Consider the following 15,149-nt stretch of genomic DNA (forward strand, 5'->3'; position numbering starts at 1 on the left):
CGATCTGCAGACGGATCACCGGTCCTTCGGGCGGAGCGGTCGCATGGATCCGGTCGCTGAGGTCCACTTCCAGCGCAAGGCTCTCGAACCCGCCCCAGGAATAGCCGAGGCCGAAGAGCGAGAGCGCGTCGAGAAACGCCGCCGCCTCGTCGCGGCCGCCGCCCTGGAGGACGAAGCTGAAAAGGCCCGTCGAGCCCCCGAACTGGCGCTTCCAGAGGTCGTGGCCGGGGAACGAGGGGAGAGCTGGGTGGAGGACGCGGGCGACATCTTCGTGGTTGTCCAGCCAGTGGGCCAGCGCCAGCGTGGATTGTTCATGCGCCCGGATGCGCAGGTCCATCGTCTTCATGCCGCGGAACACGAGGTAGGCATCCTCGGCCGAGACGTTGATGCCGAGCTGCATCTGGGCGTCTCGCAACCGGCCGAAGGTCTCGCGCGTCGCGGAGACGCTTCCCATCAGGAGGTCGGAATGGCCGCCGGGATATTTCGTCAGCGCATGGATCGACAGGTCGACGCCATGCTCCAGCGGACGAAAAAGGAGCGGCGTCGACCAGGTGTTGTCGAGCATGCTGACGGCGCCACCCGCGCGCGCGATTCGGGCGGCTTCAGCGACGTCCATCATCTCGAACGTGTTGGACCCCGGCGCTTCGAGGAAGACGACCTTCGTGTTCGGCCGCATGAGCCCGGATAGGCCGGCGCCGATGCCAGGCGGGAAATACTCCGTCTCGACGCCGAGGCGTTTCAGCATTGTGTCGCAGAAGAGACGGGTCGGGCCGTAGACGCTGTCGACGACGAGGCAGTGATCGCCGGCCCCGAGGAAGGCGAGGAGCGGGAGCGAGACGGCCGCGAGCCCGGACGGGACGAGGATCGTGCCGTGCGAGCCCTCAAGCTCGTCGATCGCTGCCTCCAGAGCGCCGAGTGTCGGCGTTCCGCGCAAGCCGTAGGTATATTTTTGCGCCCGGCGCCGCATGGTCGAGGTGTCCGGGAAGAGGACGGTCGATCCCCGGACGATCGGCGGATTGACGAATCCCTGCGTCGCTTCGGGATCGTGCCCGATACGCATGCGGCGGGTAGCCGGCCGCAGCGTTGATAAATTTTTGGGGTCTTGAGACGTCAAAAGCCGATCATCCTGTGGAATATGTGCCCACTTCACGAGCATTTGCCACGTGGGCCTTGGAAAAAAACGCCAGTCGCTTGACCTGCCCATTCCGATGGCATGTGATCCGCGCCGAGCCTCCTCGCGTGGGTTCCGGCATCGGACGTTTCGAGAGAAGCGCCGGGTCTCCCTCATTCATATCAGCAACCGGGCGAACTTGAAGGTAATCGGATGAAACTGAAGCTACTGACCGCCGCTCTCTGCCTGTCCGCGTTCGGCGCCGTGACGACCCACGCCTCCGCCGCAACGCTCGACGACACCAAGGCGCGCGGCACGGTGCGGTGCGGCGTCAACACCGGCCTGCCGGGCTTCGGCTTCCAGAACGACCAGGGCCAGTGGGCCGGCCTCGACGTCGACTACTGCAAGGCGATCGCCGCGGCGATCTTCAACGATCCGTCCAAGGTGGTCTATTCGCCGCTCTCGGCCGTCCAGCGCTTCCCGGCGTTGCAGAACAGCGAGGTCGACGTCCTCGCCCGCAACACGACCTGGACCATGAGCCGCGATACCTCGCTCGGCCTGAAGTTCGTCGGCGTGAACTACTACGACGGCCAGGGCTTCATGGTCCGCAAGGAGCTCAACGTGAACTCCGCGCTGCAACTGTCGGGCGCCACCGTCTGCGTGCAGAGCGGCACCACCACCGAGCTGAACCTCGCCGACTACTTCGCCGCCAACAACATGCAGTACAACCCCGTAGTCATCGAGGCGCAGTCGGACGTCAACAGCGCCTACGACAGCGGCCGCTGCGACGTTCTCACCACCGATCAGTCCGGTCTCTACGCCTCGCGCCTCGAGCTCGGCACGCCGGATGACCACGTCGTCCTGCCCGAGATCATCTCGAAGGAGCCGCTCGGCCCCGCCGTCCGCCAGGGCGACGACCAGTGGTTCAACGTCGTGAAGTGGACCCACTTCGCGCTCCTCAACGCCGAGGAGCTCGGCGTGACGCAGGCGAACGTCGAGGAAATGAAGAACTCGGCCAACCCGGAGATCCGTCGCCTGCTGGGCGTCGAGGGTACGTTCGGCGCCGATGCCGGCCTGTCGAACGACTTCGTCGTGAACATCGTCAAGGCGGTGGGCAACTACGGCGAGCTCTTCGAGCGCAATGTCGGCACCGGTTCGCCGCTCGGTATCGCGCGCGGCCAGAACGCGCTCTGGACGAAGGGCGGCCTGCAGTACGCCCCGCCGATCCGCTGATCCCGGTCGACAGCTAGCCTTGAGACCCGCCGCCGCCTCGGCGGCGGGTCCGTCTCCCGATCCGAAGAAGGACCTTCATGACGGTAAGCTCGGGCATGGCGCCACAGGAACACACGCGTGATTCCGTCTTCACCAATCCGAAGGTGCGCAGCATCGTCATCCAGGTGACATTGCTGGCCGCCATTGCGGCCTTCACCTGGTGGATCGTCGGCAACACCGCGGAAAACCTGCAGCGCGCCAACATCGCCTCGGGCTTCGGCTTCCTCGACACGCGCGCCGGCTTCGACATCTCGCAGGTGCCGATCGCCTACACGAACAACGCGCCCTATGGCCGCGCGATCGTGGTGGGCATCGTCAATACGCTGATCGTCGCCGGCACCGGCATCGTGGCGGCCACGATCATCGGCTTTTTCGTCGGCATCGGCCGCCTGTCGCACAACTTCCTCGTGCGCGGGCTCTGCACCGTCTATGTCGAGACGTTCCGCAACATCCCGACGCTTCTCGTCATCCTGTTCTGGTACTTCGGCGTGCTCTCGGTGTTGCCGCTGCCGCGCAACGCGATCGAGCTGCCGTTCGATTCCTTCATCTCGAACCGCGGCCTGCAGACCCCGAAGGCGATCTTCGAGCCCGCCGCCGCGGCCACCTTCTGGGCGTTCGTTGTCGGCATCGTCGCCACGGTCGTGCTGTCGCGTGTCTTCGCCGCGCGCCAGCGCGCCACGGGACATCGTCCGGGCCTGGCCCTGCCGGCCCTCGGCCTGATCATCGGGTTGCCGCTGGTCGTCTTCGCGGCGACCGGCTTCCCGGCGACGCTCGACCTCCCCAAGCTCGGCACGTTCAACCTCTCCGGCGGCTTTCAGATCCGGCCGGAATTCCTCGCGATCTTCCTCGCGCTTTCGGTCTACACGGCGGCCTTCATCGCCGAGATCGTGCGCGCCGGCATCCTGTCGGTCTCCAAGGGACAGAACGAGGCGGCCGCCGCGCTCGGGCTGCGGCGTGGCCAGGCGCTCCGCCTCGTGATCGTGCCCCAGGCCTTCCGCGTGATCATCCCGCCTCTGACCTCGCAGTATCTGAACCTCATCAAGAACTCCTCGCTCGGTCTTGCGATCGGCTATCCCGATCTCGTCGCCGTCGGATCGACGGTGCTCAACCAGTCGGGTCAGTCGATCGAGGTGGTCGTGATCTGGATGGCCGTCTACCTCGGCATCAGCGTCACGGTGTCGATCCTGATGAACTGGTTCAACCGCCGCATGAAACTTGTCGAGCGCTGAGGGTCGGACGATGGAAGAACAAGTCGCCCGTTTCGTCGCCCGTGGCCAGATCGAGCCTCTCCCGCCTCCGGCGAGCGAGACCGGAGCCTTCGGCACGGTCCGCAAGCACCTCTTCGCGACCCCGTTCGACACGGTCCTGACGATCCTCTGCGGTCTTCTTGTCGCCTATGTCATCAACGGGCTCGTCCAGTGGGGGATCGTCAACGCGGTCTTCACCGGGTCCGACCGGACCGCCTGCCTGTCGACCGAGACGCGCGAGGTCGGCGCCTGCTGGGCGTTCATCGGCGCCAAGTTCGACCAGTTCCTCTACGGCACCTATCCGCTCGACGAGCGGTGGAGGGTGCAGCTCGTGTTCTTCGCGCTGGTCGCCCTGATCGTGCCGATTGCGATCCCGAAGGTGCCGTTCAAGCGCCTGAACGCGGCGCTCCTGCTCCTTCTGTTCCCGCTGGCGGCGCTCGTTCTCCTGACGGGGGGACGCTTCGCGATGTCCGGCTCGGCGATCGGCCTTGTCTTCGCGCTGGCGGCGGCGGCGACCATCTTCCTGGCCACCGGACGAAGCACCACGGTCATGCGCACCGGCGCCATGAAGGCGGCGTTGTGGCTCGCCGTCCTGGCCTTCGTGGTCTCGTTCGCCTCGTTCTACATCAACAGCGGCCGAATCCTGTTTCTCTCCTACCGCTTCGAGGTAATGAGCCTCGCCGGTTTCGCCGCGGCCGTCGCCTCGATCGCGCTGGCGATCGTCGCGACCGTTCGCACCGCCGAGACCGGGTCGAGCCTCCTCGGCCTTTACCTGCCGACGATCGCAGCGCTCGCCTTCGTACTGATCCTGACCTCGAACTTCGGTCTGGAGTTCGTGCCGACCAACCTCTGGGGCGGTCTCCTGATCACGCTGACGGTGGCGCTCACTGGTATCACCGCGTCTCTGCCGCTCGGTATCCTGCTCGCGCTCGGACGCATGTCGAAGATGCCGGCGGTGCGCCTCCTGTGCGTCATCTTCATCGAGTTCTGGCGCGGCGTTCCGCTGATCACCGTCCTCTTCATGGCGAACTTCATGCTGCCGCTGCTGCTGCCGGCCGGCGTAAGCTTCAACCAGCTTCTGCGCGTCCTCGTCGGCGTCTCGCTGTTTGCCGCGGCCTACATGGCCGAGGTGATCCGCGGGGGTCTCCAGGCGATCCCGAAGGGGCAGTACGAGGGCGCCGACGCGATGGCGCTGACCTACTGGCAGAAGATGCGAATGATCATCCTGCCGCAGGCGCTGACGCTGGTGATCCCGGGCATCGTCAACACGTTCATCGGGCTCTTCAAGGACACGAGCCTCGTCTACATCATCGGTCTGGCCGATCTCCTCGGCACGATCCGGCGCGGCTTCGGCGATCCGATTTGGATCACGCCGTCGACGCCGGCGACGGGCCTCGTGTTCGGCGCCTTCGCCTTCTGGCTGTTCTGTTTCTCGATGTCGCGCTACTCGATCTTCATCGAGCGGCGGCTGGCGCGAGGCCGAAAGCATTGACCCGGTCGCACCTGTCCCAAGTCGGCGTATCGACCGGCACTCCCAACTTCCAGCGCGCAGGATCCTGACATGAGCAATCCGTCCGCCAATCCGGCTCCGCAGTCGTCCGGCCCCGCGATCGAACTCTCCGGCGTCAACAAGTGGTACGGCGAGTTCCACGTTCTGCGCGACATCAACCTTCGCGTCCGGCGCGGCGAGAAGATCGTCGTCTGCGGCCCTTCGGGCTCCGGCAAGTCGACGATGATCCGTTGCATCAACCGGCTGGAGGAGCACCAGAAGGGTCGCATCGTCGTCGACGGTGTCGAGCTGACGAACGATCTCAAGAAGATCGACCTTGTGCGCCAGGAGGTCGGCATGGTGTTCCAGCACTTCAATCTCTTCCCGCACCTGACGATCCTCGAGAACTGCACGCTGGCGCCGATCTGGGTGCGCAAGATGCCGAAGAAGAAGGCGGAGGAGGTGGCCATGCATTTCCTCACCCGCGTTCGCATCCCCGAGCAGGCGAACAAGTATCCCGGCCAGCTCTCGGGCGGCCAGCAGCAGCGCGTGGCGATCGCCCGCGCGCTCTGCATGCGCCCGAAGGTCATGCTCTTCGACGAGCCGACCTCGGCGCTCGATCCGGAGATGGTGAAGGAGGTGCTCGACACGATGGTGTCGCTTGCCAACGACGGCATGACCATGATCTGCGTGACGCACGAGATGGGCTTCGCCCGTCAGGTCGCCGACCGCGTGATCTTCATGGACGCCGGACAGATCGTCGAGGAGAACGAGCCGAACGCCTTCTTCTCCAACCCGCAGCACGAGCGCACGAAGCTCTTTCTCAGCCAGATCCTGCACTGATCCTCCGGTTCGTCCGGCAGGCGTTTCGAGGGCCGGTCCCGTTGCCGCGGGGCCGGCCCCGACGTTTGGAGCGCGGCGGAACGTCGCGGTACGTCCAGCGTTACAACTCGAAGGCATGTCGGAAGACAGTGATGAGCGAGACGAGCGGAGAGACCCGGGAGCCGGCGATCGTGGCGCCCGCGATCGGCCTCGTGAACCGACAGACCTTTCAGTCCGGACCCCGCTGGGCGATCGTCGGCATCTTCCTGATCATGCTGTTCGGGGCGCTGTACCTCTCGTCGAGCTTCGTGCTTCCGGTGGTCTTCGCGCTTCTCTTCATGCTCGTGCTGGCGCCGGTCGTGCGCTTCGGCCAGCGCAGGCTTCATATCTGGCCGCCGCTGACCGCAGCGGCCCTGGTGTTCGGCACGTTCCTGCTGCTGATCGGCGCCTTCTCGTTCCTGACCGGGCCGCTGACGGACCTTGCCGGCAACATTCCCCGATACGTCTCCGTCGTGAACGAGGAGATCGATACCGTCCGAGAACGTCTCGGCGCGCTGCGCGGCGCTCGAATGGAGGCGTCGGAGGCCGTGGGCGCACAGGACGGTACGCAGCAGCCGCAAAGCGTGATAATCGACGGACCGCAGCTTCTCAACAGCGCGGCGCTGATGGTCCCGCAGATCGGGGCGAGCATCGCCTTCGCGCTGATCTTCCTATTCTTCCTTCTGTCGTCGGGCAGCCTGTTCTACCAGAAGCTCATCGAATCCCTGCCGAGGCTCTCCGACAAGAAGCTCGCGCTGACAATAGCCCACGAGATTGAAGCCGAGCTGTCCCGCTACCTCTTCACGATCACCCTGATCAACGCCGGGCTCGGCTGCGCGATCGGGGTCCTCATGTGGGCGGTGGGCCTGCCGATGGCGCCGGTCTTCGGCGTTCTTGCCTTTGCCCTCAACTATATTCCCTATCTCGGCGCGATCGGCGGAATGATGCTGGTCGGGCTGGTCGGCCTCGCGGAGCACCGCGACGCGGCGGGTGCCTTCCTGCCGGTGCTTCTGTATTTCGCGGCGACCACGGTTGAAGGACAGTTTCTGACGCCGATCCTCGTCGGGCGCCGGCTGGCGATGAACGCTGCCGCCATCTTTCTTGCGGTGGCGTTCTGGGGCTGGATCTGGGGCGTCGTCGGCATGTTCCTCGCGGTGCCGATCATGGTCGGTGTGCGCATCGTCGCCGGCTATGTCGACAGCCTTCGGCCGCTGGCGAATTTCCTGTCCGCGGATCGCCAGTCGGTGGCGGACATCAACGGACAGACGCCGTGATGCGTGCCCAACAAAAAAGGCCGGGGCTTTGCAGCCCCGGCCCATTCGATCAACCGTCGATCAGTTGGCCTGCGACGTCTCCACCGGCTTCACCAGCGGGGTGATCCGGCGCAGCGTCACGCGGCGGTTCTCGCGATTGGCCTCCTGCGTGTCGACCTTCAGGTCTTCCTCGCCGTAGCCCTGCGTCACGATGTTCTCCGCCGGGATCTCGAAGTACTCGGTCAGCGCCTTCGCCACCGCCTCCGCGCGCCGGTCCGACAGCGCGAGGTTGGCGACGTTGCTGCCGACCGCGTCCGTGTGACCCTCGAGCAGGAAGACTTCGCCGGGGTTCTGATCCACCACGCGCTTGACCGCATCGGCCAGCGCCTGGAGGTTGTCGACCTCGCTCTGCTCGATCTCGGCCGATCCGAACGCGAAGTTGATCGTGTTCAGATCGATCCGGCGCACCTTGTCGCGGATGCGTTCGCTGCGACGGACTTCGTTGATCGAGTAGATCCGCTCGACGGTTTCCACCGGCGGGGCGACGAGCGTGTCGTAGTAGAGTTCCTCGTTGGGCTGTGCGACATCGACGATGTAACGGTCCTGCGGGATCTCGAGGCGCAGTGGCGGAAGGTCCGCCCCGGCGTCGTAGTAGTAGTCCGGCCGGTTGTCGTCCTCCGCATACGGATCGTAGAACAGAACCGTCTCGCGACCGTCGGCCGCGATGCGCGAGCGCTGGATCACGTCGCCGTATTCATTCTCGATCGTGATGACCTGAATGCCGTTCGGACGCGTGATGATCTGGCGCGTCAGGCCGCGCGGCAGCCGCTCGTAGTACACATCGCGCGAATCGACCACGAGGCGGTCGGTGTCGTCCGAGCGGATGAAGTAGGCCGCGGCCGCACCGGCCGCCGCGCCTGCAATCCCCGCACCGACGAGCGAGAGCACGTCACGGTCGCCGACGCGCTCCACGCGGACATCGTTCGGCAGAACGACCTGCGGAGGCGCTTCGAGGCGCTGTCCCTGCTCAGCCGTGATTGGACGCACCTGGACCGGAGCGGCCAACTGCTGGACGCGCGCGTCGTTGGTTGCGACACCACCGGCGGGCACCGGGGCGGTCTGGACGTCGGCGGCGACGGGACGCGGGTTCTCGACCGGGGGCGGTGCGACCGCCTGCTGGCCGGGCGCCGGAGTGCCAGGAGCCGGCAGCGCGCCGTTCGGAAGCGGCGGCGTCGGAGGCGTGCCGGGTGCCGCCGGGGCCGGCTGGCCCGGTATGGTGCCGGGAGCCGGAAGAGCCCCGTTCGGAACGGGCGGCGTCGGCGGTGTTCCGGGGGCGACCGGCGCGCCGTTCGGCCCGCGCAGGGCGGGATCGGTCGGAGCGGTCTGCGGGGCCAGAGGCTCGGCCGGATTGACGCCTGCTGCCGGCGGCTGGGCACCGGGAACCGGCGGCGTCGCAGGCTGGGCGCCCGGCGTTGCGGTCGGCGGAGCTGCAGGCGTCTCGCCGGTGCCGGCAGGCCGGGTGCCAGGCGCGGCGGCAGCCGGCGGGCGGGCGGCGGGCTCGGCACCGTTGCGCGTTCCGGTCGCACCGTTTGACAGGTCGTTCTGCGTTCCCGCATCCGCAGGAAGCTCGGCCGGGTTGCCCTGAGGTGCATTGCGCGCGGGCCCGCTATCGGGCGCGGGATCCGCCGAGCGGGCGGGACGCTCGCCGGCCGGGGCTTCCGGTTCGCCTGGCGCGCGGGGACGATTGGGCTCGCGCGGTTCGCCACGGCGGGGCTGTCCATTCGGCTCGGGCGGACGCTCGGCGTCGGCCGGTGCGCGCGGGCGCTCGGGTTCTGCCTGTCCCTCGGGCGCGGGGGCGCGGTCGCGGCGCGGCGCGGGGCGCTCGGCCGGAGCCTCTGGCTCGCGGGCCTGTCCGGGTTCGGCCGCATTGCCGCGGGCGGGCGCCGCGTCCGGCTCCGGCGCACGCTCGCGACCGCGGCGCGGAGCAGGCTCTTCGGCCGGCGCGTCGGGTTCGGCCTGCCGCGCACGCTGAGGCGCATCTTCCGGGGCGGCCTCGCGCTGACGGCGAGGCGCCGGGCGCTCGGCCGGAGCCTCGGCTTCGGGTGCCGCCTCGCGCTGGCGACGCGGGGCAGGGCGCTCAGCGGGGGCGTCGGCTTCCGGCTCGGGCGCGGCCTCGCGCTGACGGCGCGGAGCGGGGCGCTCGGCCGGCGCTTCGGCTTCCGGAGCAGCCTCGCGCTGACGACGCGGGGCCGGACGTTCCGCCGGTGCCTCGGGCTCAGCGGCGCGGCCGCGGGGAGCCTCCGGTGCCGCTTCCTCGATCGCCGGCGGACGCCCTTCGGCCCCTTGAGCAAGGGCGGCGAGCGGACCCGTCATGGCGGTGGAGGCGGCGAGAGCCGTCACCGTCAGCAAGCGTCCGGTGTTCTTCAGTCTGATCATCGATCGGCCTTCTGGTTACGTCCCTTGCAACTGCCGGTTGGTCCGTCCACGGCGTGCGCACGTCAGATGGAAACCGTTGCCTGGCAAACTAGGCCGGTCGGTGCGTTAGGGAATGCAGACCGCGAGGCGGCTCATCAGTTCGCGGAATCGGGCCTATCGGTGTCCGCCCGCCAGTCGTAGAGCCAGGCGAGATCGCGCCGCAGGGATCGAGGCGACCGGACGGCGAGAGCGAGATCGCGCGCGAAGGAGAGCGGGTGAGGCAGGTGATAGACGCGCTTGTGGAAGGCGACCCGTTCCAGAACCCGCTGAACGCGCGGCGCGCGCAGCGCCTCGAAACGGGCGAGGCCATCTGCCGGGGGGGCACCATCGGAAACGCAGGCCGCGAGGACGAAGGCGTCCTCGATCGCCATCGCGGCGCCTTGGGCGGCATAGGGGAGCATCGCGTGGGCGGCATCGCCGATCAGCGCGACCGGCCTGCCACCTTCCGCCCGCCAGCGAGGCTCGACCGTCAGAAGCGGCCACGAGCCGACCGGCTCCGCCGCCGACAGCATGGCGGCGAGCGACGGGTCCCATGCGGCAACCGGTCCGAGACCCGGATCGGCGTCCGGGACGATCACCACGATGTTCTGCGTGCCGGCGGTGTCGATGCGGTAGCGGACGACATGGCGGCGGTGACCGAGCCAGGCCTCGATCGCAGCCGGCCCGGCCGGCACGGCCGAACTCGCGATGAAGCGCAATGCCGTCGCGCCGGACGCGACAGGGGCAGGGAAGCCGAGAAGCCGTGCTGCGGCAGAATGCACGCCGTCGGCGGCGACCAGAAGATCGCTTCGGTCCTGCGTCGCGCCACGCGGGCTTTCGAAGACGGTGCGGGCGTCTCGGCCGTCACCGGCGAGCGCGACGAGCGTCTCACTGAGGGAAAGGTCGATCCCGGCCGTCGCCGAAGCGGTCTCGAGAAGCACGCGCTGAAGATCGGCGCGGTGAAGCACGCGATAGCCGCGGCCGTCCGAACTCGAGACCGAAACCGTTGCGATCCGCCGCCCGCTCGGACCATCACGCAGCACGACGCTGTCGGCCGCGACGCCGACCCGATCGATCGGAACGCCGAGCCGATGGAGCACGTCGAGCGCGTTGGGCGAGAGCTGAATGCCGGCGCCGACCGGCTCCAGCCGGGCGGCACGCTCGCGGATGCGGACGCGCCAGCCCTTGTGCGCCAGCGCGATCGCTGCGGTCAGCCCCGCGATGCCCGCGCCGGCGACGATGGCCTCGGGCATGCGGGCTCCGCGGTCAGGCGGCGCGGTGGCGGTAGAAGCAGCCCGGCGGCACGCTCTCGTCGCGCTTCAGCGACGTGTTGAGCTTGTAGAGGGTCGAGCAGTACGGGCAGACCTTCTCGCCCTCGTCGCCCATGTCGAGATAGACGTGCGGGTGATCGTAGGGCGGGGTCGCGCCGACGCACATGAATTCGGCGACGCCGATCTCGATCACCCCATGGCCCCCGTCGTTCTGGAAGTGGGGGGTTCCGTAGTCGGCCATGCTGCCGTCTCCATTCGCTCGTCTCGAAGCGGGCGGAACTTATCCATCCCTCGGCGAAAAGAACAGGTGGTTCTCACAGGGCCCTTCGCGCTATCGGAGGCGCCTTGGTCCGGCGAGAGCGGAGTGACGTGCCCGATGCCCGAGTTTCACAACAACGGTCTGCGTCTGGAATACATCGACGAGGGCGATCGCGCGGCGTCCGCCATCGTCCTCGTCCACGGCTTCGCCTCGAACATGCGCGTCAACTGGATCGACCCGGGCTGGGTAGAGACGCTGACGAAGGCCGGCTGGCGCGTCGTCGCCTTCGACCATCGCGGGCACGGCCGGAGCGACAAGCCGCACGATCCGGCAGCGTACACACCGGAGGCGATGGTCGGCGATCTCGTGGCGCTCGTCGATCACCTCTCGATCCGGCGCGCGGCCCTGTTCGGCTATTCCATGGGCGCGCGCGTCTCGGCCTTCGCAGGGCGCATGCATCCGGATCGCTTCCCGCTTCTCGTCTTCGGCGGGCTCGGGATCGGGCTGGTCGAGGGGGTCGGCGACTGGGACCCGATCGCGGATGCGCTCATGGCGTCCTCGCTCGACGTCGTTACGCACGAGCGCGGTCGCATGTTCCGCGCCTTCGCCGATCGCACCGGCAGCGACCGCCATGCGCTCGCCGCCTGCATCGCCACGTCCCGCCGGGAACTCACGGAGGCCGAGGTGGGCGAACTCGACCAGCCGACGCTGATCGGCGTCGGGACGCGCGACGACATCGCCGGATCGCCCGAGCGGCTCGGCGCCCTGATGCCGAACGCCGAGGTCTTCGCCATCGCCAACCGCGATCACATGCTCGCCGTCGGCGACCGGACGTTCAAGGCGGCGGTCGTCGATTTCCTCGATCAGAACCGGGGGGTGCTCGACGCCTGAGGGCGGTCGGCATTTTCAAAATCGGTGCGTTCGGCTAGAGCCAGCGAAACGGAATGCCGCGTCGACCCGTTCATGACTGGACTGGTGCATCGTGGCAGCGCGCTTATCTTGTCTGCGACATGCGGGACGCGAGCGAGCGAAAGCAGGATGACGATGACCGTCTTGATGAAGTCTGCCGTCGACCGCGTTCAGGCGATCGATCCGATCTGGAACCGGGCGCGGGACGAAGCCCTGGCCGCTGCCGAGCGCGAGCCGGCGCTGAGCGGGTTCCTCTACGCGTCGATCCTCAATCATCGCTCGCTGGAATCGGCGATCGCCTTCCGCATCGGCCAGCGGCTGGATCATGCGGATTTGCCCGCCTGCCATATCGAGCAGGCCTTCGAGGAGATGGCGGCCGCGCGTCCCGAATGGGGCGGCGTGCTGCGCATCGACCTTCAGGCCGTCTTCGATCGTGATCCCGCCTGCGAGCGGATGATCGAGCCCTTGCTCTACTTCAAGGGCTTCCATGCGATCCAGACGCACCGTCTCGCGCATTGGCTGTGGAACGAGGGCCGCAAGGATTTTGCGCTGTATCTCCAGTCGCGGTCGTCGTCGGTGTTTCAGACTGACATCCACCCGGCCTCGCGCATGGGGCGCGGCATCTTCCTCGATCATGCCACGGGCCTCGTCGTCGGCTTCACGGCGGTGATCGGGGACAACGTCTCGATCCTGCAGGACGTGACGCTCGGCGGCACGGGCAAGGAGTTCGGCGACCGGCATCCGAAGATCGGCAACGGCGTCCTGATCGGGGCGGGCGCGAAGATCCTGGGCAACATCAAGGTCGGCGACTGCTCAAAGATCGCGTCCGGTTCGGTGGTGCTGGCGGAGGTGCCGCCGAACTCCACCGTTGCCGGCGTGCCGGCGCGGATCGTCGGAACGTCTGGCTGCGCCGAGCCCGCGCGCGCCATGGATCAGAATTTCACCCGCGCCGACTGAGCCTGCATCCTCCCGGCCGTTTCGGCCATTGCACGCTCGACGCGCAGAATACGCCCAAGGAGACCGACCTCGTGAAGCCCGACGAAATCCGCAAGCTCGAAGCCTATCTGAACCGGACGTTCAAGACATCCGGAATCCAGGTCAAGGCGATGCCGCGCAAGAAGGACACTGCCGAGATCTACGTCGGCGAGGACTTCATCGGCACGGTGGGCAAGGACACCGACGAGGGAGAGACCTCCTACCACGTCACGATCACGGTTCTCGACATCGACCTCGACTGAGGCGACGTTTCGCCTCCCCCCGAGGCAGGACAGCAGACAGCAGAAAGGCCGGCTTCAAGCCGGCCTTTTTCGTGAAAAGTCGGGGAGGGAGGGGTCAGCGCACCGAGCCGACCAGCATGTCCCGGCCGTCCTCGATCGCCACCCACTTCGCGGAGTTCTGCTCGGACTGGCGCTTCAGGAACTTGTAGGGCGTCAGCGTCCAGTCGAGGGCGCGCTTGTCGAGATTGTCGAGAATGATGTCGCCGCGGTTGGTGCGGATGGTCAGGACCGCGTGGCCCTCGCCGTTCGGCTGGCGGACCACGGTGATCAAAAGCGCCGAGCGCGGAAAGCCGTCGCGCTCCAGCATGTACTGCTTGAGCAGAACGAAGTCCTCGCAGTCACCCTCGATCGACGGATAGGACCAGAGCTCGGCGACGCCGTGCATTTCCATGTCGGTGCGCGGGATGATCCCCTCGTTCACCGTGTTGTTCACCTCGATGATCGACTGCCAGGAACGGTCGGTGATCTGGATGATGCCGATCTCGGCGTTGGGCCCGCAGGTCTCCGGGTAGGATTTGCAGAACTCGAAATGCCCGATCGGTTGGGAGGTCGGCCCACGCAGCGTCATCGCGGCGTCGGCCTTCCCCGTGAACAGGAGACCGGCGACCAGAAGCATGACGAGCGAGACGAGGCGGTTCGAGATCTGCACTTTCGGTCTCCAGCGGTGACGCACGCACAGTCGCAGACCGGATTTACTTGAAGTCCAAACGCCCAATATGAATTTTCGTAAACTGATCCTCGAATTGTTCAGACCTCTTGCTTGCTGGGATCTGAAGATTGACGCTTAAGAAGCGGTTCGCGCGCAGAATGCTTCGGTAAGCATGACGAGCCCGCCTCCATGAAGATGAAGGCCGGGGCGAGGTCGGGACCGGAGATCGGGGGAGGGCGGGGCGAAGCGTTAACGCGCCGCCGGCTGCCCGGTTAACGGGGCGGGGACGGTCGCAGACGGGAACGCAGAACACGCTTGCCACACTCCTTAAGAAAGGATGAGCAAGACCTTAACGGGCCGAGGCACGGGGCGCCGAGGGGAGCCGACAATGCTCCCCGTTATCCACAGCTTCGTTGCAGAAAGGGCTCGGCGGCGGCGGTCAGCCGAGGTGGTCGAGCAGGGATTCGCGCGTCTGGAGCGACGAGAACTCGACGGCGACACCGTCTTCGAGCTGGCGGACGACACGTCCGGTCATCGTGCCGAGCGTGACCCGCGAGCCGATCGCCGGGCGAACGGCGCACACGATGGCTGCGCCGGAGAGCGACAGGTCGTTGATGCGGACCTCGTAGCCGCGGCCGTCATCCAGCACCATCCGGATGATCGGATTGCGCGGCTGGAGGCGCTCGTGTCGGCGGTCTTCGGGCAGCGACAGTTCAGAGCGGTTGGCGAGCCACATCAACTGGGCGGCCAGCTTCTCGCGCTTGCGCTCCGTGGCATTCAGGACCAGCGCGAAGCCGCCCTTGAAGCAGCGTGCGACATTGCCTTCCAGACGCCCGATCTGGTCGGCGTAGAGGATGACCCGCTCGCCCTTGGCCGGCTCCACTGGCGTCACGATCGCGACGTCGCCCGGCGACATGTTGTCGATCCGGCAGGGATACTCGCGCTGATCCTCGAGCATGAAACGGCCGAGAAGATCGATCGACACCCGCTTGAAGTGACGGCGGTCTTCCGAGACGGCGAGGGTCTTCGGCAAGGTGTTCAACATGGTCTCGGCCCGCTTCACTGGTTTCCAAGTGATAAGCCACGAGGCTTAACAA

General features: G+C 67.1%; 14 protein-coding genes. 8 read left to right on the forward strand and 6 right to left on the reverse strand.

From position 1 onward, the window contains the following. The coding region (gene metC / locus QZ753_RS17900; protein ID WP_294645615.1) for a cystathionine beta-lyase at nucleotides 1–1,060 on the reverse strand (1,060 nt) is incomplete at its 3' end. A gap of 264 nt (nucleotides 1,061–1,324) precedes the next feature. Here metC and QZ753_RS17905 point away from each other — a divergent pair. The 5 genes from QZ753_RS17905 to QZ753_RS17925 all read left to right on the forward strand — a co-directional run bounded on the left by QZ753_RS17905 (nucleotide 1,325) and on the right by QZ753_RS17925 (nucleotide 7,254). After that, nucleotides 1,325–2,344, forward strand: a complete 1,020-nt coding sequence (locus QZ753_RS17905) for an amino acid ABC transporter substrate-binding protein (protein WP_055886693.1) — start codon at nucleotides 1,325–1,327, stop codon at nucleotides 2,342–2,344. Between the two features lie 77 nt (nucleotides 2,345–2,421). Next, nucleotides 2,422–3,612, forward strand: a complete 1,191-nt coding sequence (locus QZ753_RS17910; protein ID WP_294645616.1) for an amino acid ABC transporter permease — start codon at nucleotides 2,422–2,424, stop codon at nucleotides 3,610–3,612. Between the two features lie 10 nt (nucleotides 3,613–3,622). Then, on the forward strand, nucleotides 3,623–5,122 hold the full coding sequence (locus QZ753_RS17915) for an amino acid ABC transporter permease (RefSeq protein WP_294645618.1): 1,500 nt from the start codon (nucleotides 3,623–3,625) through the stop codon (nucleotides 5,120–5,122). 69 nt (nucleotides 5,123–5,191) lie between these two features. Continuing rightward, the gene (locus QZ753_RS17920; RefSeq protein ID WP_294645619.1) at nucleotides 5,192–5,962 is read left to right on the forward strand and encodes an amino acid ABC transporter ATP-binding protein; all 771 of its coding nucleotides are present in this window, start codon (nucleotides 5,192–5,194) and stop codon (nucleotides 5,960–5,962) included. Nucleotides 5,963–6,093: 131 nt separating this feature from the next. After that, nucleotides 6,094–7,254 (forward strand): AI-2E family transporter, encoded by a 1,161-nt coding sequence (locus QZ753_RS17925; RefSeq protein ID WP_294645620.1) that lies wholly within the window; start codon nucleotides 6,094–6,096, stop codon nucleotides 7,252–7,254. 60 nt (nucleotides 7,255–7,314) lie between these two features. Here the strand turns inward: QZ753_RS17925 and QZ753_RS17930 are convergent, their stop codons facing one another. The 3 genes from QZ753_RS17930 to QZ753_RS17940 form a co-directional block, all read right to left on the reverse strand. Then, complete coding sequence (locus QZ753_RS17930) at nucleotides 7,315–9,669, reverse strand: OmpA family protein (RefSeq protein WP_294645621.1); 2,355 nt, start codon at nucleotides 9,667–9,669, stop codon at nucleotides 7,315–7,317. Nucleotides 9,670–9,803: 134 nt separating this feature from the next. Then, nucleotides 9,804–10,940 carry an FAD-dependent monooxygenase gene (locus QZ753_RS17935; protein ID WP_294645622.1) on the reverse strand — a complete coding sequence of 379 codons (1,137 nt, stop codon included), beginning with the start codon at nucleotides 10,938–10,940 and terminating at the stop codon, nucleotides 9,804–9,806. Nucleotides 10,941–10,953: 13 nt separating this feature from the next. Further along, nucleotides 10,954–11,199: a zinc-finger domain-containing protein gene (locus QZ753_RS17940; RefSeq protein WP_294645624.1), complete on the reverse strand. Its 246-nt coding sequence runs from the start codon at nucleotides 11,197–11,199 to the stop codon at nucleotides 10,954–10,956. A gap of 135 nt (nucleotides 11,200–11,334) precedes the next feature. Here QZ753_RS17940 and QZ753_RS17945 point away from each other — a divergent pair, with 135 nt between their 5' ends. The 3 genes from QZ753_RS17945 to QZ753_RS17955 all read left to right on the forward strand — a co-directional run bounded on the left by QZ753_RS17945 (nucleotide 11,335) and on the right by QZ753_RS17955 (nucleotide 13,364). Then, on the forward strand, nucleotides 11,335–12,108 hold the full coding sequence (locus tag QZ753_RS17945; RefSeq protein WP_294645625.1) for an alpha/beta fold hydrolase: 774 nt from the start codon (nucleotides 11,335–11,337) through the stop codon (nucleotides 12,106–12,108). 153 nt (nucleotides 12,109–12,261) lie between these two features. Next, the gene (gene cysE / locus QZ753_RS17950; protein WP_090966035.1) at nucleotides 12,262–13,083 is read left to right on the forward strand and encodes a serine O-acetyltransferase; all 822 of its coding nucleotides are present in this window, start codon (nucleotides 12,262–12,264) and stop codon (nucleotides 13,081–13,083) included. Between the two features lie 71 nt (nucleotides 13,084–13,154). Then, nucleotides 13,155–13,364, forward strand: a complete 210-nt coding sequence (locus QZ753_RS17955; protein WP_055886669.1) for a DUF3126 family protein — start codon at nucleotides 13,155–13,157, stop codon at nucleotides 13,362–13,364. Nucleotides 13,365–13,458: 94 nt separating this feature from the next. Here the strand turns inward: QZ753_RS17955 and QZ753_RS17960 are convergent, their stop codons facing one another. Together QZ753_RS17960 and QZ753_RS17965 are read right to left on the reverse strand one after the other, a co-directional pair. Further along, complete coding sequence (locus tag QZ753_RS17960) at nucleotides 13,459–14,052, reverse strand: transglutaminase-like cysteine peptidase (protein ID WP_294645627.1); 594 nt, start codon at nucleotides 14,050–14,052, stop codon at nucleotides 13,459–13,461. Nucleotides 14,053–14,491: 439 nt separating this feature from the next. Then, nucleotides 14,492–15,097: a PilZ domain-containing protein gene (locus QZ753_RS17965; protein ID WP_294645628.1), complete on the reverse strand. Its 606-nt coding sequence runs from the start codon at nucleotides 15,095–15,097 to the stop codon at nucleotides 14,492–14,494. Between the last annotated feature and the right edge of the window lie 52 nt (nucleotides 15,098–15,149).

This window comes from uncultured Aureimonas sp. (genome assembly GCF_913775355.1).
GTDB lineage: Bacteria > Pseudomonadota > Alphaproteobacteria > Rhizobiales > Rhizobiaceae > Aureimonas.